General features: G+C 62.5%; 21 protein-coding genes and 2 pseudogenes. 17 read left to right on the top strand and 6 right to left on the bottom strand.

Annotated elements, in window-relative coordinates; genetic code table 11:
- The first annotated feature begins 12 nt into the window (after positions 1 to 12).
- Entirely contained in the window at positions 13 to 600 is a 588-nt protein-coding gene (locus GRI69_RS01335) for an energy transducer TonB (protein ID WP_160726522.1), read from the top strand.
- Here GRI69_RS01335 and GRI69_RS15965 read toward each other — a convergent pair.
- Positions 597 to 719: pseudogene (locus GRI69_RS15965) on the bottom strand (GTPase Era); the annotation flags it as partial. The gene GRI69_RS01335 and the pseudogene GRI69_RS15965 overlap by 4 nt on opposite strands.
- Between GRI69_RS15965 and GRI69_RS16225 the strand changes: the two are divergent.
- Positions 719 to 817, top strand: a pseudogene (locus GRI69_RS16225) (topoisomerase C-terminal repeat-containing protein); the annotation flags it as partial. The pseudogenes GRI69_RS15965 and GRI69_RS16225 sit on opposite strands and share 1 nt — an antisense overlap.
- A gap of 24 nt (positions 818 to 841) precedes the next feature.
- Here the strand turns inward: GRI69_RS16225 and GRI69_RS01325 are convergent.
- Genes GRI69_RS01325 through lepB form a run of 4 tightly spaced genes read right to left on the bottom strand, consistent with a single transcriptional unit; the run spans position 842 to position 4,527 of the window.
- The gene (locus GRI69_RS01325; protein ID WP_160726520.1) at positions 842 to 2,095 is read right to left on the bottom strand and encodes an MgtC/SapB family protein; all 1,254 of its coding nucleotides are present in this window, start codon (positions 2,093 to 2,095) and stop codon (positions 842 to 844) included.
- A 13-nt stretch (positions 2,096 to 2,108) separates the two neighbouring features.
- Positions 2,109 to 3,011 (bottom strand): GTPase Era, encoded by a 903-nt coding sequence (gene era / locus GRI69_RS01320; protein ID WP_160726519.1) that lies wholly within the window; start codon positions 3,009 to 3,011, stop codon positions 2,109 to 2,111.
- Positions 3,008 to 3,679: a ribonuclease III gene (rnc, locus tag GRI69_RS01315; protein WP_160726518.1), complete on the bottom strand. Its 672-nt coding sequence runs from the start codon at positions 3,677 to 3,679 to the stop codon at positions 3,008 to 3,010. The genes era and rnc overlap by 4 nt, the downstream gene beginning before the upstream one ends.
- Positions 3,676 to 4,527: a signal peptidase I gene (lepB, locus tag GRI69_RS01310; RefSeq protein ID WP_160726517.1), complete on the bottom strand. Its 852-nt coding sequence runs from the start codon at positions 4,525 to 4,527 to the stop codon at positions 3,676 to 3,678. The genes rnc and lepB overlap by 4 nt, the downstream gene beginning before the upstream one ends.
- 52 nt (positions 4,528 to 4,579) lie before the next feature.
- Here lepB and pgi point away from each other — a divergent pair, with 52 nt between their 5' ends.
- The 11 genes from pgi to GRI69_RS01255 all read left to right on the top strand — a co-directional run bounded on the left by pgi (position 4,580) and on the right by GRI69_RS01255 (position 14,852).
- A complete protein-coding gene (pgi, locus tag GRI69_RS01305) occupies positions 4,580 to 6,160 on the top strand; it encodes a glucose-6-phosphate isomerase (RefSeq protein WP_160726516.1) in 1,581 nt (526 codons plus the stop codon).
- Positions 6,161 to 6,169: 9 nt separating this feature from the next.
- Positions 6,170 to 6,712: a hypothetical protein gene (locus tag GRI69_RS01300; RefSeq protein WP_160726515.1), complete on the top strand. Its 543-nt coding sequence runs from the start codon at positions 6,170 to 6,172 to the stop codon at positions 6,710 to 6,712.
- Positions 6,713 to 6,935: 223 nt separating this feature from the next.
- The gene (locus GRI69_RS01295) at positions 6,936 to 8,315 is read left to right on the top strand and encodes a DEAD/DEAH box helicase (protein WP_160726514.1); all 1,380 of its coding nucleotides are present in this window, start codon (positions 6,936 to 6,938) and stop codon (positions 8,313 to 8,315) included.
- Between the two features lie 68 nt (positions 8,316 to 8,383).
- Entirely contained in the window at positions 8,384 to 9,736 is a 1,353-nt protein-coding gene (gene gorA, locus GRI69_RS01290; RefSeq protein ID WP_160726513.1) for a glutathione-disulfide reductase, read from the top strand.
- 38 nt (positions 9,737 to 9,774) lie between these two features.
- On the top strand, positions 9,775 to 10,794 hold the full coding sequence (locus tag GRI69_RS01285) for an NAD-dependent epimerase/dehydratase family protein (RefSeq protein ID WP_160726512.1): 1,020 nt from the start codon (positions 9,775 to 9,777) through the stop codon (positions 10,792 to 10,794).
- 100 nt (positions 10,795 to 10,894) lie between these two features.
- Positions 10,895 to 11,452: a TspO/MBR family protein gene (locus GRI69_RS01280; RefSeq protein ID WP_160726511.1), complete on the top strand. Its 558-nt coding sequence runs from the start codon at positions 10,895 to 10,897 to the stop codon at positions 11,450 to 11,452.
- 31 nt (positions 11,453 to 11,483) lie between these two features.
- Positions 11,484 to 11,732 carry an accessory factor UbiK family protein gene (locus GRI69_RS01275; RefSeq protein ID WP_160726510.1) on the top strand — a complete coding sequence of 83 codons (249 nt, stop codon included), beginning with the start codon at positions 11,484 to 11,486 and terminating at the stop codon, positions 11,730 to 11,732.
- Between the two features lie 57 nt (positions 11,733 to 11,789).
- Positions 11,790 to 12,026 carry a hypothetical protein gene (locus GRI69_RS01270; protein WP_160726509.1) on the top strand — a complete coding sequence of 79 codons (237 nt, stop codon included), beginning with the start codon at positions 11,790 to 11,792 and terminating at the stop codon, positions 12,024 to 12,026.
- Positions 12,027 to 12,064: 38 nt separating this feature from the next.
- A complete protein-coding gene (gene recO, locus GRI69_RS01265) occupies positions 12,065 to 12,661 on the top strand; it encodes a DNA repair protein RecO (protein WP_160726508.1) in 597 nt (198 codons plus the stop codon).
- Positions 12,662 to 13,729: a 3-isopropylmalate dehydrogenase gene (gene leuB, locus GRI69_RS01260; RefSeq protein ID WP_160726507.1), complete on the top strand. Its 1,068-nt coding sequence runs from the start codon at positions 12,662 to 12,664 to the stop codon at positions 13,727 to 13,729.
- 31 nt (positions 13,730 to 13,760) lie between these two features.
- The gene (locus tag GRI69_RS01255; protein WP_160726506.1) at positions 13,761 to 14,852 is read left to right on the top strand and encodes a glycosyltransferase family 2 protein; all 1,092 of its coding nucleotides are present in this window, start codon (positions 13,761 to 13,763) and stop codon (positions 14,850 to 14,852) included.
- A gap of 4 nt (positions 14,853 to 14,856) precedes the next feature.
- On the opposite strand, the gene GRI69_RS01250 is transcribed toward GRI69_RS01255, so the two are convergent.
- Positions 14,857 to 16,128: a phospholipid carrier-dependent glycosyltransferase gene (locus tag GRI69_RS01250; protein ID WP_160726505.1), complete on the bottom strand. Its 1,272-nt coding sequence runs from the start codon at positions 16,126 to 16,128 to the stop codon at positions 14,857 to 14,859.
- A gap of 83 nt (positions 16,129 to 16,211) precedes the next feature.
- Between GRI69_RS01250 and GRI69_RS01245 the strand changes: the two genes are divergently transcribed.
- The 4 genes from GRI69_RS01245 to apaG all read left to right on the top strand — a co-directional run bounded on the left by GRI69_RS01245 (position 16,212) and on the right by apaG (position 19,420).
- A complete protein-coding gene (locus GRI69_RS01245; protein ID WP_160726504.1) occupies positions 16,212 to 17,417 on the top strand; it encodes a trans-sulfuration enzyme family protein in 1,206 nt (401 codons plus the stop codon).
- Entirely contained in the window at positions 17,414 to 18,145 is a 732-nt protein-coding gene (locus tag GRI69_RS01240) for an SDR family NAD(P)-dependent oxidoreductase (protein WP_160726503.1), read from the top strand. Before GRI69_RS01245 ends, GRI69_RS01240 begins: the two co-directional genes overlap by 4 nt.
- Positions 18,145 to 18,756, top strand: a complete 612-nt coding sequence (locus GRI69_RS01235; protein ID WP_160726502.1) for a 2-hydroxychromene-2-carboxylate isomerase — start codon at positions 18,145 to 18,147, stop codon at positions 18,754 to 18,756. Before GRI69_RS01240 ends, GRI69_RS01235 begins: the two co-directional genes overlap by 1 nt.
- Positions 18,757 to 19,021: 265 nt before the next feature.
- Positions 19,022 to 19,420, top strand: coding sequence for a Co2+/Mg2+ efflux protein ApaG (apaG, locus tag GRI69_RS01230; RefSeq protein WP_160726998.1), 399 nt, complete (start codon positions 19,022 to 19,024; stop codon positions 19,418 to 19,420).
- The last annotated feature ends 2 nt before the right edge of the window (positions 19,421 to 19,422 follow it).

The raw sequence follows: 19,422 nt of genomic DNA, 5'->3' as shown, positions 1-19,422 counted from the left end.
ACCGCCACAGTAGTGCTCGCTGCGCCGCAATTGCCTGAGCGCTCGTCACGTGAAATTTTGAGCGATTACCCGACGTGGGCGTTACGCGCAGAGCAATCGACCTTCGTTTATTTCGAGCTTTTCGTCGATCCAAAGGGTAATGTTCAGCGGTGCGACATAGTCGCTTCTGCTGGAAATGAACGGCTGGCAAAGCAGGTCTGCACAATGCATCGGCGGACGAAAATGCGCCCAGCCGTCGATGCCAATGGCGAACCTACTTACGGAAAGCGCCGGGATGAGATCAAGCTGGTGCTCCCTGATACGGAACTTGGCGAAGAAGTTTCCAATCTGAAAGCGAACGCGCAATACCAGCTTGCGGTGAAGTCTCTGCCTCCAGAAGATGGAAGCCGGAAGCAGATCTCGCTTGCGATGCAGATTGGTCGCGATGGCTTGGTCGAAGCCTGCGCTGAGAAGAACGGTGATCGTTCGGCCTACTCCGAAGCGGCATGCACCTTCTTTCAGGACGATCGATTTGCAATCGAGACCGGGAAAGAAGGAACCCCGGTTTCATATGTAAGCGAGGTCAGCGTAGAATTCGCAGTGGAACAACCATCAGGCTAAGCCTTCCACTCCAGCCCCATTTCCTTGAATATTTCCTTGTCTTCACTCCAGCCTTCGTCGGTCTTGACGTGGAGGAAGAGGTGGACCTTCTGACCTAACAGCTCGCTCAGCTCCTCGCGTGGGTGAACATCCGACTAGCGGCGACGAGATCAAGGTCATGCCGGGGCGCTATGGCCCCTATGTCACCGACGGCACCCCCAATGCGAAGATTCCCAAGGTGAAGAAAAGGTAGGTGGCGGGGTTAGAGCCGCGCGTAGCCGATCAAAATGCTCGCTCCCAAAGCGACCATGCTGGCTCCTAGCGCCAAGGCGGCTGGGCGGGCCTCGCGCTTCCCGTAGGCGAGCGTTATGCCCAGTTTGACAGCCATGTTGGCGAGGATCGTGCCCGCTATGGCCAATGCTGCGAGGCCGGGTGCGATGGTGCCGGGTTCCAATCCGCCTGCGGTCACGATTGCTGCATCGACGTCCATGCTGCCCATCAGCAGCAGGAGCACGGCGATGCCCTGCTCGCCGAATTCGCCTTGGGCCCAGCGCGCCGCGACGGCGGCGGTGGCCACGAAGATTACGAAGGTGAGCGCCGGCACCAATGCGATGGGATTGCCCGGCGGTGCGGGACCCGTCGTCGAAGGAGCCTTGCGATAGAGCCACCAGGCCGCGGCAAAGCCGACGATCAGCGCTGGTGCGACGACGATCACGAAATGGGGGAGAAGGCTTGTTGCCAGGATCGCAACAAGCACGACAACCCGCAGATACATCACTGCGCTAGCCAGCGCGATTCCCGCGTTCTCCGCACCGCCTCCGCTCTCCGCACCGATTTTCTGGGCGAAGGAATGGGTTACAGCCGTCGAACTGTAAGCTCCGCCAATGACGGCGGTCGCAATCGTTCCGTGGCGAGTACCGAACAGGCGGTTGGCGACGTAGCCGGCGAAGGAGAAGCCCGTGACGATGACTACCACGAGCCACAGATTGCGCGGCTCCCAGGCGTCGTATGGACCGAAGCGGCCCTCGGGCAGAAACGGAAACACCGCGAGCGCAATGACCGCATAGCGCGCAAACGCCTTGATATCGTCTTCGTCCAATGCCCCGACCCAGCGATGGACCTCGTTGCGCAGCGCGAGGAGCAGCGTGACCACTGCTCCCCCTGCCACGGCCAGCATCGCCTCGCCCGACCCGGCAATGAAGCCAAGGCCCAAAGTCACCATCGCGGCAATCGCGGATGTGGCATCGGGCCGGCCGTCGGCGGCAACCGCACGGGAGTAGCCGATCGCCACTATCGCCGCCGCTCCGGCGACGAGCACACCGGCGACGATTTCATAACCCGAGAGAGCAAGCAGACCGGAGAGACCAGCGGTAATCGCAAGCAGGGTGAAGGTCCGGATACCCGCAACTCGCTGGCCATCTTGGGCTCCGCGCAGCTTCCAGCCGCGCTCCAGCCCGATCATCAGGCCAACGGCAAGTGCCGCGCCAAGATGGCTCAGGGTGTCGGACCAACCCATCGCCGCGAGAGCCTCAACGCGTCCAGTCGAGGCCCATTTCCTCGAACATTTCCTTGTCTTCGCTCCAGCGTTCGTCGGTCTTGACGTGGAGGAAGAGGTGGACCTTCTGACCCAATAATTCGCTCAGCTCCTCGCGTGCGGCCTGGCCGATCGACTTGATGCGGCTGCCGCCCTTGCCGAGCACGATCATCCGCTGATTGTCGCGCATCACGACGATCTGCTGGTGGATTTCGACGCTGCCGTCCTTGCGCTGGATGTATTTCTCGGGCCGCACGGCGCTGTCGTAGGGCAGTTCCTCGTGCAGCTGCTGGTAGAGCTGCTCGCGGGTGATCTCGGTGGCCAGCAGCCGTTCGCTGACGTCGGAGACCTGGTCTTCGGGATACATCCACGGACCTTCCGGCATCAGATCGGCAAGCGCCTGCTTCATCTCGGGCACGCCGTCGCCGGTGAGCGCGGAGACGAAATAGACTTCCGAGAACTCAATCTTCTCGCCCAGCTCCTGCGCCAGCGCGAGCAAGGGCTCCTTCTTCGCTATGTCCACCTTGTTGAGCACGAGGATCTTGCGCTCTGGCCGGTCCTTCAGAGCCTCGACCAGAGGTTCCAGCTCGTGCCGCCGCTGCTTGATCGGATCGACCAGCAACAGCACGGCATCGGCACTTTCCGCGCCTTCCCATGCGGCGCTGACCATCGCGCGGTCGAGCCGGCGCTTGGGAGCGAAGATTCCGGGCGTGTCGACGAGGATCATCTGCGTATCGCCGTGCAGGGCAATGCCCAGCATGCGGGCGCGGGTGGTCTGCGCCTTGGCGGATGTGATGGCGACCTTCTGGCCGACCAGCTGGTTCACCAGCGTGGACTTGCCCGCGTTGGGGGCGCCGATCACGGCGACGAGGCCGCAGTGTGTTTTCTGTTCGGTCATCCGAACTTCTCCATGAATTCCTTGGCTGCGGCCTTTTCGGCTTCGCCCTTGCTGTTGGCGGTGGCGGTGGCTTCGCCGACCTTGTGGACCTTTACCCGGACCGTGAACTGCGCCGCGTGATCGGGGCCCGACCGTTCGACCACTTCGTATTCTGGCGGCTTGCGGCGGTTGCCCGCGGCCCATTCCTGCAAGGCGCTCTTGGGGTGCTTGCTTTCGCCTGCGCCGCTTTCCAGCGCCGGGCGCCAGAGCTGGTGGACCAGATCGCGCGCCGCGGCAAAGCCATTGTCGAGAAACTGCGCGCCGAGCAGCGATTCCATCACGTCGCCCAGGATATTGTCGCTATCCGTACCGCCATCCGCGCGGGCCTGCTTCGAAATGCGCATATGTTCGGACAGGCCGATCCCGCGGGCCACGGTGGCGCACATCTCGCGGCTGACGATGGCATTGAGTCGCTGGGCCAGCTTGCCCTCGGGCGCTTCGCTCCGTTCGTAAAGCCAGTGCGCGATGGACAGGCCAAGCACGCGGTCACCGAGGAATTCGAGCCGCTCGTAATCGTCCTTCTCGCCCATGCTGCCATGGGTGAGGGCGGCCAGCCAGAGGGCATCGTCGCCGACCGTGAATCCGGTCGCCTCCAGCCAGCCGCGCGTTTCGGGCTTGAGACCGGTCATATGTCGCTGCCGATCCGGTCCCAGCGGGCCGCGGTGAACCACGTCCAGGGCAGCAGCCACTCGGCGCTGCCATCGGTCGACCAGAGAACCATACTGGCGCGCGCCACCAGCATGTCCGCATCGACAAGTCCCACGCCTCCCCCGGGTGTCGCCGGGAAGCGGCTGTCGAGCGAATTGTCGCGATTGTCGCCCATTACGAAGATCTTGCCCTGCGGCACCACGACCGGTTCGAAATCGTCCTGCATGGAACGTCCGAAATCGATCGTGGCATAGCTCTTGCCGGAGGGCAGCGTCTCGATGACCTGGCGATAGCGGCAGGTGCTTTCGCCGACGATCGTGCCGCCGTCGGAGCGGCAGCTGGTATTCGCGCTCATCGGGATGTCGACATAACCGCCGCGCTCCTGCGGCAGGGGTTCACCGTTGAGATAGACCGTTCCGCCCCGTACGGCGACGGTATCGCCCGGCAGGCCGATCGCGCGTTTCACGTAGTCGGTGCCGTCGACCGGATGCTTGAAGATCACCACGTCGCCCCGCTCGGGCAGGTCGGCGAAGATGCGTCCCGGGATCAGCGGCGCCTCGAACGGCAGGGACAGGCTGGAATAGCCATAGGACCATTTCGCCGCGACGAGATAATCGCCGTTGCGCAGGCCGGGCAGCATGCTTTCGCTGGGGATGGTGAAGGGCGAGAAGAAGAAGCTGCGGAAGATCAGCACCACGGCCACCAGCTTCAGGACGAACTTGAGGAAATCGCCCCAGCTTTCCTGCTCTTCCTGCGGTGTGTCGGTTGCGGCGGTTTCCGCCGGATCGATATCGGGATCCGGCTGTATATGGCGGGGGTTCTCATTCATCGCCGAAAGCCCTAGTCGCACAGGCGCGACCATCAAAGGATTTTTGCCCGTCATGAACAAATCTGCCGCCGCTATCTGGACCGATCTCGCCAGCCTGCCGCAGCCTACCTTGCTTGAGCTGTTCAGCGCCGAGCGCGATGGCGGCGAGGGCACGGACGAGCCGGGCGGGGCGGAGCGGGTGGTGATGCTTTCGGGCAGGATCGAACTGGCCGGCGATACCGCAGAGGACCTGATGGCACCGGGCGGCATCCTGTTCGACTGGTCGAAGACCCATCTCGACCGCGCGGTTCTGGCGAAATTCGCCGAACTGGCCGAGGCGATGGATTTTGCAGGCCAGCGGCGCAAGCTGTTCGCGGGCGAGGTGGTCAATCCGACCGAAGGCCGCGCCGCCGACCATGCCACCCTGCGCGGCGTGGGTGACGCGGCGAAGGTGGAAGAAGCCGCCGCGCTGATCGACCGCATGGGTATGCTGGTCGAAGCGATCCACCAGGGCACGCTCGGCGAGATCGAGCATCTGATCCATATCGGCATTGGCGGCAGCGCGCTGGGGCCGGCGCTGGGTGTCGACGCGCTGAGCCGCGACTTTGCCCGCTGCGACGTGCATGTCGTGTCCAACATCGATGGCGTGGCGCTGGAAGCGGCCTTTGCGAAATGCGATCCGGCCAAGACGCTGATCGCGGTGGCAAGCAAGACCTTCACCACCATCGAGACGATGACCAATGCGCAAAGCGCGCTCAAATGGCTGGCCGACAACGGCGTCTCCGATCCGGGCGGCCGGGTGGTGGCGCTCACTGCCAATCCCGAAGGCGCGGTGGAATGGGGCGTCGACGAGACGCGCATCCTGCCCTTCCAGGAAAGCGTCGGCGGGCGGTATTCGATCTGGTCCAGCATCGGCTTTCCCATCGCCATGGCGGTGGGGATGGACGATTTCCGCGAAATGCTGGCCGGTGCAGCAGCGGTCGATGCGCATTTCCGCGACGCGGAGGTGGCCGAAAACCTCGTCCTGCGCGCGGCCTTCGCCGATCTCTACTACACCCGGGTGCGCGGGTGCCAGACGCGCGCGGTCTTCGCCTATGACGAGCGGCTGGGCCTGTTTCCGAACTATCTCCAGCAGCTGGAGATGGAGAGCAACGGCAAACGCGTGACTGCGGACATGCAGCCGGTCGACGGCCCGACCGCGCCGGTCACATGGGGCGGAGTGGGCACCGATGCGCAGCATGCCGTGTTCCAGCTCCTGCATCAGGGCACGCATTTGATCCCGGTCGATTTCATCGCCAGCATCGCCCCGGGCGACGCTCTGGACCCGGCGCATCACCGCATCCTGCTGATGAACTGCTTCGCGCAAGGAGCGGCGTTGATGGCGGGCAAGAAGGGAGAGGACCCGGCGCGCAATTATCCGGGCGATCGACCCTCCGCCACGATCCTGTGCGACGATCTCGATGCCGCCACGCTGGGCGCACTGATCGCCTTCCACGAACACCGCACCTTCGCCAATGCCGTACTGATGGGGATCAACCCCTTCGACCAGTTCGGCGTCGAACTGGGCAAGCAGATGGCGAAAGCGATCGAACAGGGCGGGGATGAGTTCGACGCGAGTACGGAGGGGCTGTTGAAAGCGGCGACTTTAGGCTAGTTAAATCAAATGACTGTTTCTCGAAGAGAACTTTTCGCTGCAAGTGCTGTGGTAACGGCACTTGCGTCGAGCGGCCTTTCAGCATGCTCGCCGCCAGCATATTTATCCCTTGATGTTCCCGGTCGTTTTTTTGCGGCCATTGCTAAGGGCGAGTTGGTAGAGGCCCGCAAATCTGCGCATCCTACGATCAGCCTGGCACTTGCGAATACGGTGGGCACGCAAACGTTCGACGGGCCCAAGGATGTAACGGAAGCCTTGTATCGGCTGCTGAATGTCGAGGGCTTCTCGATGATCGGTGACAGTCCCAAGGCTCGGGAAGCATACGGCGGTATGTATTGGCGCGAATTGGGTCCGTGGCAATGTAGCGACATGCTCAAGGGTGACGCGATCGAACTGGGTCATTGCGAGGACGGCCTTCTTGACAGCGTCTTCAATGTATTCGTGAATATCGAAGCTTCGTCAGAGACCATCCAGACCATTTTGCTCCTCGAGAACAGAAATCTTATTGCTCAATTGGGTTACTGGTCTGACACGCGTAAGTTCGATAAGTGACTGCCGACTGATCCGAGGATTGACTTTTTGCACTGCAGCATCCACATGACGGCCATCGAAGCGCGCTAGCCAGCGTGAAGTGGCGATTGGCAGACATCCATCGCCCCGGCCGCGCCTCGGTCAATTTTCCAAAGACTTCCCTTTTCACGCGGGTCGTTTGACACCCGCGCCGCGCGAGCTGTGACTCTGCGCGCCGCATATTATGCGAGCTAAACACTCAAACATGACACAGTTTACCGATCTCGGACTTTCGCAGCCCGTGCTCCAGGCCCTCGACATGAAGGGCTATACCACGCCGACGCCGATCCAGGCGCAGGCCATTCCTCCCGTTCTCGAAGGGCGCGACCTGATGGGCATCGCCCAGACGGGTACCGGCAAGACCGCCGCGTTCATGCTCCCGAGCATCGACCGGTTGCGCGATGCCGAAAACCAGACACCGTTCAAATCCTGCCGCATGCTGGTGCTTGCACCGACGCGCGAACTGGCCGGGCAGATTGCCGAAGCCGCCAAGGACTATGGCGCACTTGCCGGTCTGAAGGTGCACAGCATCGTCGGCGGTACTTCGGTCAACAAGGACCGTAACAAGCTGCATCGCGGCACCGACATCCTCGTCGCCACGCCGGGCCGCCTGCTCGACCTGATCGACCAGAAGGCGTTCACGCTCGACAAGGTCGAAATCCTCGTCCTCGACGAAGCGGACCAGATGCTCGACCTCGGCTTCATCCACGCCCTGCGCCGGATCAGCGAACTCGTACCGGACAACCGCCAGACGCTGTTCTTCAGCGCCACCATGCCCAAGCAGATCCAGGAACTGGTCGGCAAATATTGCCGGAACCCGGTCAAGGTCAGCGTTACCCCTGAAAGCACCACGGCCGAGCGGATCGACCAGTATCTCTTCATGGTCCAGCAGGACGAGAAGCAGACGCTGCTCGAGATGATGCTGTCCGAACGCCATGCAGTCCCCGGCAAGTTCGAGCGTGTGCTCATCTTCGCGCGGACCAAGCATGGCTGCGACCGGATCGTGAAGAAGCTCAGCCAGAGCGGCATCCCCGCCAACGCCATCCACGGCAACAAGAGCCAGCCGCAGCGCGAGCGCGCGCTGGACGAGTTCAAGCGGGCGAAGACCCCGATCCTGGTCGCGACCGACGTCGCGGCGCGCGGGATCGACATCCCCGGCGTCAGCCACGTGCTCAATTACGAGCTGCCGAACGTGCCCGAACAGTATGTTCACCGCATCGGGCGCACCGCGCGTGCGGGCCGTGACGGGGTGGCCATTGCCTTCTGCGCCGAGGACGAACGCGATTACCTCAAGGATATTCGCAAGAAGACCGACGCGGAATTCGAACGTCTGCCGCTTCCCGACAATTTCCGCGCCGTGGTGGAAGGCGTTGGTCCGACCAAGCGCGAACAGAAGCCCAAGCTGGCACGTCCCCGGGTCCGTCCCACGGGCGATGCGGCGGCCAGGAAGCCCAAGCAGAAGCACCCGGCGCGCAAGGGCCGGCCTGCAGGTGCGGGCGCTGGCCAGGGCGAGGGCAAGCCGCAGGGCGCCCGTGCCGGCGGCAACCGCAACCGCAGTCGCAACCGGCGCCGCAGCCAGGGCTGATCCTGCAAGCGGTTGCCCTTGTAACTCCTACTCGCCATATCGCGCGCTCACGCTGACAGGAGCGCCGTATGGCTGACAAATTCGATTACGATCTTTTCACCATCGGTGCCGGGTCCGGCGGCGTGCGCGCGAGCCGCGTCTCGGCGGCCCATGGTGCGAAGGTCGCGATTGCAGAGGAACACCGTGTCGGCGGGACCTGCGTCATCCGCGGCTGCGTGCCGAAGAAGATGCTCGTCTACGGCGCGCATTTTGCCGAGGACCTCGAGGATTGCCGCCGTTTCGGCTGGGAAATCGGCGAGAAGAAGTTCGACTGGAAGGTGCTGCGAGACAACGTCCTCGATGATGTGACGCGGATCGAGGCGGCTTACACCGACACGCTCGAAAATCACGATGTCACCATCTTCAAGGAACGTGCGGAAATCACCGGTCCGCATGAAGTGACACTCGCCAGCGGTAAGAAGGTCACCGCGAAGACCATCCTGATCGCCACGGGCGCGCGTCCGCGCATGCCCGAATGCCAGGGCGCGGAACACGCGATCAGTTCCAACGAAGCATTCCATCTCGACGAACTTCCGAAGAAGATCATCATCGCGGGTGGTGGTTACATCGCAAATGAGTTCGCAGGGATTTTCAACGAATTCGGCTGCGATGTTCACGTGGTGAATCGCGGCGACCGCCTCTTGCGCAGCTATGACGAGGCGGTCCGCGACCGGCTGCTCCAGATCTCGACGACCAAGGGGATCAAGTTCCGCTTCAACACGACTTTCGAATACATCAAGCCGTGCAAGGATGGCGGCTACTTCGTGAAGCTGTCGGATTGCGGCGAGGAGAAAGCCGACCTCGTGTTGTTTGCCGTCGGGCGCATTCCCAACACCGAAAATCTCGGCCTCAAGAAGGCCGGGGTCGATATGGGTGAGAATGGCGAAATCAAGGTGGACCGCTTCTCGAAGACCAGCGTCGATCACATCTATGCCGTCGGCGACGTGACCGACCGCGTGCAGCTCACCCCCGTCGCCATCCGCGAGGGGCAGGCCTTCGCCGATACGGTATTCGGCAAGGGCGGTCCGGTCGCGGTCGACCATAGCTGCATCCCCAGCGCAGTCTTCAGCCACCCGCCGATCGCGGCAGTCGGCATGACCGAGGGCGAAGCCAAGAACAAGCTCGGCAGCGTGAAGGTCTACCTGTCCGACTTCCGCCCGATGAAGAACGTCTTGGCGGGCCGCAACGAACGCAGCCTGATGAAGATGGTTTGCGATGGCGACAGCGGAAAGATCGTCGGCATCCACATGATCGCGCCGGAAGCGCCGGAGATGATGCAGGCCGCCGCAATCGCGGTGAAGGCCGGGCTGACCAAGGCCGATTTCGATGCCACCACCGCGATCCACCCGACCATGGCCGAAGAACTTGTCCTGATGCGCTAGATGTCTAGGCTACCGCCAAACACAGGTGGGAGCGCAGCATGACAGGCACGATACTGGTAACCGGCGGCACCGGCTACATTGGCGGGGAGATCATCGACCAGCTCCTCGCCAGAGAATACACCGTCCATACCACGGTGCGGGATGCCGCGAAGAGCGAAGCGAAACTGCGCAGGCGTTGGCCCGATGCGGGAGAACGGCTGAAAGTCTTTTCCGCCGACCTTCTTTCGGATGATGGCTGGGCAGAGGCGAATGCCGGATGCGATGCGGTAATGCATGTGGCATCACCGTTCCCGCTCGACGTTCCGAAGAACGCGGACGATCTCATCATTCCGGCCCGGGATGGAACGCTTCGAGCGCTAGAGCATGCGTTCAGTGCCGGTATCAAGCGCTTCATTCACACCAGTTCTGCAGCGGCTATCGCCTATGGGCAACCACACAAGAACCATTTCGACTACACCGACTGGACCGACCTGACGAAGAAGCCGCCTCCCTATATCCAGTCCAAGACCGTCGCCGAACGCGCCGCGCGCGACTGGGTGGCGATGAACGCGCCGGACATGGCATATTGCTCGATCAACCCGGTCGCCGTCTTCGGTCCGGTCTATGACGACGACATGTCCACCAGCGTCGAAATGGTGAAGAAGATCGTCGACGGCTCGATCCCGCTGATCCCGAACATGGGCATCTGCATCACCGACGTGCGCGACGTTGCCGAGGCGCACATTCGCGCGCTCGAAGCTCCCGCCGACACCGTCCGCGGCGAACGCTTCCCGACCTCGCAGAAATTCATGTGGATCAGCGAGATGGCCGATACGATCCGCGCACGTGTGCCGGAATACGCCGGCAAGGTTCCGACACGCCGAATGCCGGATTGGCTGGCGAAATTCCTCGCCCACTTCATGTCCGAGATGCGCCAGATCAAGGGCGAGCTCGGCAATGTCCGCGACGTGTCGGGAAGGCACACCGAAGAGAAGCTGGGTTTCACCTTCATCCCCGCACAACAGACGCTGGAAGACACGGTCCGCAGCCTCGTTGCCAAGGGCATCGTGAAGGTCTGAGGTGTAACGGAGTGCAGGCCGATCGAGCGCGATTGCGCAGAACGCCGCGCGGCGTCACAAGGAAGCATAACGATTCGGGGCGCTTGAGGGACTTTACGCAATGAACATGCTGGCTTCGCGCGGACAGCTCCGCGCCAGTTTCATTCGCTGGGCGCTTTTTGCCGTGCCGCTATGCGTGCTGCTCGGTTTCCTTGCGGGGCAGCTCGGGACTGGCTCGGATAGCGCGTGGTTCCAGGCGCTAGAGAAGCCCTCGATCTTTCCCGAGCCCAAGTGGTTCGGTATCGTCTGGACGATCCTCTACGTGATGATCGGCCTCTCGGTCGCCATTATCGCTTCTGCATGGGGCGCGCGCGGACGCACGGCAGCGCTGTGGATGTTTGCGGTCCATTTCGTGTTCAACCTCGCATGGACGCCCGTGTTCTTTTCCATGCAGCAGATCACCATCGCACTGGTCGTCATTGTGCTGATCGTGCTGACCCTGCTGGCAGTGATCGCGCAGTTCTGGAAGGTGAGAAAACTCGCCGCGCTACTCCTGCTGCCCTATCTTGCCTGGGTCAGCTTCGCCGCGCTGCTCAATTACGAATTCCTGCGGCTCAATCCCGACGCGGAAGACGCGGGCCGCGGCGACGCGGTCGAGCGGGTGCGGATCGGCAATTGAAGTACCATCCCAGCGCGCCTAGATAGCTCCCATGCAGAGCCAGAACCCCATGATCGCCGATTTCGTGAAACTCGCCAATTCGGCGGCCGGTACGCTTGCCGGCATGACCCGCGAAGCACGTGAAACCGCGCGCGAACGGGCGAAGGAGGCGTTCGGCGGGATGGATTTCGTCACCCGCGAAGAATTCGACGCGGTCAAGACGATGGCGGCCAAGGCGCGCGAACAGGCAGAGGATCTCGCCGTTCGCGTTGCTGCGCTGGAAGCCAAGCAGAAGGCCTGATGATGAATGGGGAACCCGTTCCCCATTCGAGCGTCGCAGCTTTGAAAGGCGTCGCTCATGCTTACTCAGCTCAACCCTCCCATTCCGCTCCATGTCCTTGGACGCGGTGACGGATATGCGCTTGCCGTTATCGATTACGGGCAAGAGCATAACCTGCTCTGGGTGACGGCCATTACCGCAACCGGAGAGATCTGGTGCGCGCCCAACCCGCAAGTCCGGATGCAGCAGAACTGGTCGATGGGGCGCCCGGAGCCGATGGCGGTAATGGCGTCGAAGGAAGCGCAGTCAAACTGACCGTTCCGCCGCGCACCGGCTTTCGCTAGGGCAAGGCCATGCACTTACGCGCACCCGCCATATTGATAGCTGCCCGCCCTCACGGTGAGACGGCGATTATCGCGCGACTTTTCACCGAGGAAAGCGGGATGGTGGCAGCCTATGTCGCGGGCGGCCGCGGGCGGCAGCTGCGCCCGGTCGTCATTCCCGGCAATCTGGTCGAAGCCGAGATACGCGCCAAATCTGACAGCCAACTACCCTTCGCCCGGCTGGAACTTTCGCAGAGCCGCGGACCCTGGCTGACCGAGCCGCTGCCTGCTGCCGCCATTGCGTGGACCTGTGCGCTCACTGCAAGCGCCCTTCCGGAACGCAATCCGTATCCCAGCCTGTACCGGGCCGTCTCCGCGCTGCTCGACGCGATCTGCAATGCCCCGTCGGCGCGGGGCTGGGCACCGGCGCTCGCATCTTACGAAGTGCTGTTGCTGCGCGAAATGGGATATGGCGGCGCAAAGCCGGAGATAGCGGGGCTTGAGCAAGCTCTGGAAATTCTGCGCGCCAGCGAGGCCCCGATCGCCCGCTATCTGCTTGCCGACACCCGCGCCGACGTTCTAGCCGCTAGGTCTCTCCTGATGCAGCGGCTCGAACGGATGGCCTGAATGAAGATTGCGATTTTTCCCGGCGACGGGATCGGCCCCGAAGTTATCGCCGAGGCGAAGCGCGTACTCGAGGCGCTTTCCCTGCCGCAGCTTTCCCTGTTCGAGGGCGATGTCGGAGGCATTGCCTACCGCCGGCACGGTATGCCGCTGCCGCAGGAGACGCTGGAGATGGCCCGCGCCGCCGATGCGGCGCTGTTCGGTGCGGTAGGCGATCCCGCGTGCGACGAATTGCCGCGCGAGCACCGGCCTGAACAGGCGATCCTGAGCCTGCGCAGCGAACTGGGGCTGTTCGCCAATTTGCGGCCTGCGGCGGGCTATCCCGGGCTCGAGGATATGTCATCGCTCAAACCCGAAGTGGCACGCGGGATCGACCTGCTCGTGGTGCGCGAACTGAACGGCGATGTCTATTTCGGCGAGAAGGGCGAGCGTGCCGGCGAGGGCGGACGCGAGGGGTGGGACGCCATGTCTTACAACGAAACCGAGGTGCGGCGCATCGCCCATATCGGATTCCAGGCCGCGCAGAAGCGGCGGAAGCGCCTGACCAGCGTGGACAAGGCGAACGTGCTGGAAACCAGCCGCATCTGGCGCGAGACGGTGATCGAGGTCGCGCGCGAATACCCCGACGTCCAGCTCGATCACATGTATGTCGACAATGCCGCCATGCAGATGGTGCGCAGTCCCGGCCAGTTCGACGTGATCCTGACCGGAAACCTTTTCGGCGACATCCTTTCCGACCAGGCGAGCGCATGTGTCGGCTCCATCGGCCTGCTCGCCAGTGCCAGTCTCGGCGAACGGCGGACCGAATTCGGCACGTTCGGCCTTTATGAGCCAATTCACGGCAGTGCGCCTGATATTGCCGGGGAAGGAAAGGCCAACCCCGTCGCTGCGATCCTCAGTCTGGCCATGCTGCTGCGCCACTCGCTCGGGCGGGAGAGCGATGCGGGCCGGATCGAACGTGCCGTGGCGCAGGTGGTGGCCAGCGATGTGCGCGGCGCGGACCTGGGGGGAACCGCTTCTACCGGTGAGATCGGTGATGCTGTCCTTGGGGCGCTTGCCGCAGTGTCTTGAATTCCCGGGTGATCCGCGCCAGTCCGCGAACATGGCGCTCGACCTTGCGATCATCCTTCCCACCCTGAACGAGCGGGACAACCTTGCTCCGTTGGTTGAACGGATCGAAAATGCACTCGGCGCCCACGGCTGGGAAGTGCTCATCGTCGACGACAATTCGGCAGACGGGACGGCCGAGGAGGCACGCCGTCTTGCGCGCAGCGACAATCGAATCCGCGTGATCCAGCGGATCGGCAGGCGCGGTCTTTCAAGCGCCGCCATCGAAGGGTTCTGCGCCACCGCCGCGCCCTTCGTTGCCGTCATGGATGCGGACCACCAGCATGATCCCGCGCTGCTCGCGCCGATGCTGGAGGCGGTGAAGTCCGGCGAAGTCGATGTCTCGGTCGCAAGCCGTTTCGCGGAAGGCGCGAGTACGAAGGACTGGGCAAGCCCCGAGCGGGAAAAGCTGTCGGGCATCGCCAATAGGTTGGCAAGGAAGCTGACCGGCGTGGAGCTATCGGATCCGATGAGTGGCTATTTCCTCTTGAGGACGGATACTGCGCTGGCACTCGTGCCGAAGCTTTCGGGCATCGGGTTCAAGATACTCCTCGATCTGCTGGCGACGTCGGACCGGCCGCTCGAGGTGCGCGACTTTCCGATGAATTTTGCGCCGCGCCGCGCGGGCGAAAGCAAGCTCGATCGCGCCATCGCGCTCGATTTCCTCGCCGGTCTCTACGACAAGACGTTCGGGCGTATCATTCCCACCCGGTTCGCCCTGTTCGGGACAGTCGGGGCTCTGGGGGTGCTGGTACACCTCGTCATCCTTTACCTGTGCCTGTTAGTCGCAGGGGCACAGTTCGCGTGGAGCCAGGCCATGGCGACACTGGGGGCGATGACCTTCAATTTCTGGCTCAACAACTTCCTGACCTATCGCGACCGGCGGCTGGAAAGCGCGCGCGACATGCTGCGCGGCTGGGCCAGTTTCGTCGCGGCATGCTCGGTCGGTGCGCTGGCAAATGTAGCTGTGGCAAGCCTGCTTTATGCCCGCGGCCTCCACTCGCTTCTTGCCGCGCTGGTCGGGATCGTGATCGGATCGGTATGGAACTACGCGCTATCGAGCCGCTTCGTCTGGGGACGATATTGACGGCCTATACCCAGCCGCTCAGCCAGGCCCAGGTGAGAAAACTGTTCGTCCGCGCGAGAGACTCTGCCGCCAGCACTTCGTAGAAATACGCGAACAGGAGTACGCTTGCCACGAGCACGCCGGTGGCAACGCGCCTCCAGCCAGCTTCGCGCAAATCGCTCAGGGTCAGTGCCAGACCTACCAGCATCACGGTGCTTGGCAGGAAATAGTGGTAATAGAACTGCACCGGTTTGGCGGCGACCATCCAGAAGCCGAGGCTGACTGCATAGAGCAGCGCCGCGGCTGCGTGCATCGGCCTTCTGGCTGCAATTCCCTGCCACATGCACCACAGAAGCGCAGGCAGGCCGAGCAGCATGGTCAACGGATTGCCGATAAGGATCACCCCGCGCTGTGCCCCGTCCACGGGTTCGTAAAGGTACCAGATCGCGCGCCAGTTCATCACCCACTCCGGCCATGTCGATTGGTAGGGGTGGGGCTGAAGAACCTGCGTTTGCAGATCGAGCATTAATCGGTGATGCGCCACGATCCCCTCGCTCATCGGGTTTATCGAGTAGAAATAGCCGGGCAGGAAGGTCGCTGCATAAACGGCGAGGGGCAGCACGCCGAGCCAGACGGATGCCTCTGCCAATGTTATTCCCGGGACCGGCATGCCGCGCCGGCTCAGCAGCAAACGGCGACGACCGGCAAACCAGCGCAGCACGAGGAAGGCGAGACCCGGCAGCGCCGCGATAACCAGGGCATTCCACTTCGAAGCCATGGCCAGGCCCAAGGCAATTCCGGTGGCGATCAGGCGTCTGCGGCCCGTTTCAGGCTCGCGCATTGCCGCTGCAAATTGCCAGGCCGCCACCGCCAGTCCCGCGATCATGAAAATATCGAGCATTGCGATGCGGGAATGGACGAACAGGTGGAATCCACTCGCCACCAATATTCCCGCTGCGATAGTTGCAAACCGGTCCAGCGTGCCGAACCAGACAGTTCGCATGATGGCAAACAGCGCCAATGCACCCGCCGCCGAGGGAAGAAAACGCCAGCCCCAGGGATTGTCGCCGAAGATCGCCATGCCGACCGCGATTATCTCCTTGCCGAACAGGGGGTGCTCCCGGTTCGAGAAGGTCGAAAGGTCGAGCAGGTCCCGCGCAGCGGGCAAGTAATGTATCTCGTCGAAATATGGCCCGCTGGGAATCGCCAGATTCCACAGGACCAGCGCCCAGAAGGCGAGGGTCAGCGCGGCGCACCACCGGATCGGGTCAATCGGTTGATCGGGCGCGCGGCTCATCGGCTGTAGCGATTAAGCGAGCATATCGAGGCTGACAACAGCCTTTGCTTGCCGCGCTCCGGGTCCGTGCTATCCCGCCGCGCATGAAAAAGACCACCGGAACCGACCGCTCGATCACCCGCAACTGGCGCCCCGCAACGCAGGCCGTACGTGGCGGAACCTGGCGCAGCGAGCACGGAGAAACGAGCGAGGCGCTGTTCCTCACTTCGGGCTATACCTATGACGATGCGCAGACGGTCGCTGATCGCTTCGCTGGCGAGGCCGAGGGGATGACCTATTCGCGGCTTCAGAATCCGACCGTGGCGATGCTGGAGGAACGGATCGCGCTGATGGAAGGCGCAGAGGCCTGCCGCGCTCAGGCGAGCGGGATGGCCGCCATGACCACCGCGCTGCTGTGCCAGCTGTCCGTTGGCGACCATGTGGTCGGTGCACGCGCGGCATTCGGTTCATGTCGCTGGCTGCTCGACCAGTTGCTGCCGCGCTTCGGCATCGAGACCACCGTGGTCGACAGCGCAGACAATGATGCCTGGGATGCGGCGATCCGCCCGAACACCAAGGTATTTTTCTTCGAGACTCCCGCCAATCCCACGCTGGATGTGGTCGACATGGCGCATGTCTGCGGCCTCGCCAAATCACGCGGCATCATAAGCGTTGTCGACAACGCCTTCGCCACCAGTGCGCTGCAACGGCCGATGGATTTCGGGGCCGACGTGGTGGCTTATTCCGCAACCAAGCTGATGGACGGTCAGGGCAGGGTGCTCGCCGGGGCCGTCTGCGGTTCTCAGGAATGGATCGACGAGGTCCTGCTGCCCTTCCAGCGCAACACCGGACCGAATATCTCGCCGTTCAATGCCTGGGTGGTCCTCAAAGGGCTCGAAACCCTCGGCCTGCGGGCGCAGAAGCAGAGCGAGAACGCGGTAGAGCTCGGTCGCTTCATCGAGCCGCGCGTCCCGCGAATTCTCCATCCCGGCCTGCCCAGCCATCCGCAGCATTCGCTGGCGATGGCGCAAATGTCCGCCACCGGCCCGATCTTCGCGCTCGACGTAGAAAGCCGCGAACGTGCCTTCGCTCTTCTCGACGCGCTCGAACTGGTCGATCTGTCGAATAATATCGGCGATGCGCGAAGCCTGATGTGCCATCCCGCCAGCACGACCCATGCTGCCATGACCGAAGAGGCGCGGGCCGAGATGGGCGTCACGGAAGGCTTGCTTCGTATCAACGTGGGGCTCGAGGATGTCGAAGATCTGCGCGAGGATCTCGACCGGGCGCTGAAGGCGGCTGGCCTGTGAGCAGCAGCGTAGCCCTTGTTGTCGGAGCAGGTGACGGCCTAGGCGCGTCTATAGCAAAGGCGTTTGCTGGCGAGGGCTTGACCGTGTGCGCAACCCGACGCGCACGACATGAAGACCAGCTTCAAGCTCTGGTGGCAGAGATCAAATCTGAAGGCGGCACGGCCCACGGTTTCGGCGTCGATGCGCGCGACGAAGACGAGACGCTGGCCTTGTTCGAGCGAATAGAGAGCGAGATCGGCCCGCTAGAGGTGGTCGTGTTCAATATCGGTGCGAATGTGCAGTTCGGCATTCGCGAGACCAGTGCTCAGGTATATCGAAAAGTTTGGGAAATGGCGGCTTTCTCGGGCTTCCTTGCCGGCCGCGAGGCGGCACGCGCCATGGTGCCAAGGCAGCGCGGCACCATCTTGTTCACCGGCGCAACGGCCAGCCTGCGCGGCGCGGCGGGCTTTTCGGCTTTCGCGGGCGCGAAACATGCGCTTCGTGCGCTTGCCCAATCAATGGCGCGCGAGCTTGGGCCGCAAGGTATCCACGTCGCCCATGTCGTGCTCGATGGGGCAGTGGACGGGAACTTCATCCGGGGTCTCTATCCGGACTGGGAAGATCGTCTGGCGGAGGAGAGCCTGTTGACGCCAACGCATATTGCCGCGGAATACGTGCGGCTGTGGAAGCAGCCTCGGGATGCGTGGACACACGAACTCGACCTCAGGCCGTGGAAGGAGAGTTTCTGATGTCCCAGGCTGTCGAATTCATCTTCGATTTCGCTGCCCCTAACGGGTATCTCGCCTGGTATCCCCTGCAAGAGATCGTGGCGCGCACTGGCGCAAATCTCTTGGTCACGCCGGTGTTCCTTGGGGGGATGCATAAACTTACCGGCAATTCCCCGCCGATGGTTCGTGATGCGGGGGTTAAGGGCAAAGTCGAATATGCCGCGCTTGAGTTCACGCGCTTTCTCGATCGGCACGGACTGAGCCAATTCTCCATGCATCCTGCCTTGCCCTTCAACTCAATCCTCGTGCAACGTTTGCTGATTGCTTCGGATGACGAAATACATCGGCAATCCTTGGTCAACACCTTGCTGCCCGCCATCTGGGAAAGAAACATAGATTGCACGGATGTCGCGGCGGTTGGGGATGAATTGACTAATGGAGGTTTCGACGCACGGGGCCTGCTCGAACGTACTCAGACAGACACAGTGAAGCAGCGGTTGGCCGAGAACACTTCCCGCGCCGTCGAACGCGGAGCGTTCGGGATACCGACGTTCTTCGTCGGAGAGGAAATGTGGTTCGGCAAGGAGCGGCTCGTTCAGCTCGAAAGCTACCTGAGCGGTGGAAAACCCTGAGCTTTACGACTCGCGCCCTAGAGGGCGATGGCGGCAAGCACGACCTGTGCGGCGAGCATCAGTTCGATGCGTCCCTCACCGTCAATATCAGCGATTATCCGGTTTACGAAGGCGAAGAACATTTCGCGTCCCCTTTCCCACGATGCCGTATGGACCGCGCTTCTTAGGATTCACTGATGCAGCATGGTTAACCGGTTTTAATACGTTCGGATAAGCTATGCAGTCCTCTTGCGCGCAGGATTGGAGGCATTAGGTTGAAGCGGTGATCAAGGAACTCTTCCAGCATAACGCCATGACCGATGGCATCACCGTGCGAGTCGCGGTGAACTTCCTGCCCGAACAATCGCAGCCCGAAGCGGAAAAGTGGTTCTGGGTATACCATATCCGCATCGAGAACGCCTCGCATGAACGGGTTCAACTGATGACCAGACACTGGCGGATTACCGACGGTGCGGGAATGGTCGCGCACGTCGACGGCGATGGCGTGGTCGGTGAACAGCCCGTCCTAAAACCGGGCGACAGCCATGATTACGTGTCGGGCTGTCCACTCGATACGCCGTTCGGTTCGATGGAAGGTTTCTACACATTCCACCGCGAAGACGGTGAACCGTTCGAAGTGCGAATTCCCTTCTTCCCGCTAGCCGCCCCGGCCACCGCGGGCTGACC

Source organism: Qipengyuania vulgaris, from assembly GCF_009827325.1.
GTDB classification, from domain to species: domain Bacteria; phylum Pseudomonadota; class Alphaproteobacteria; order Sphingomonadales; family Sphingomonadaceae; genus Qipengyuania; species Qipengyuania vulgaris.
Note: the sequence above shows the minus strand (reverse complement) of the source record. Positions and strands in the feature narration are given on the sequence as shown.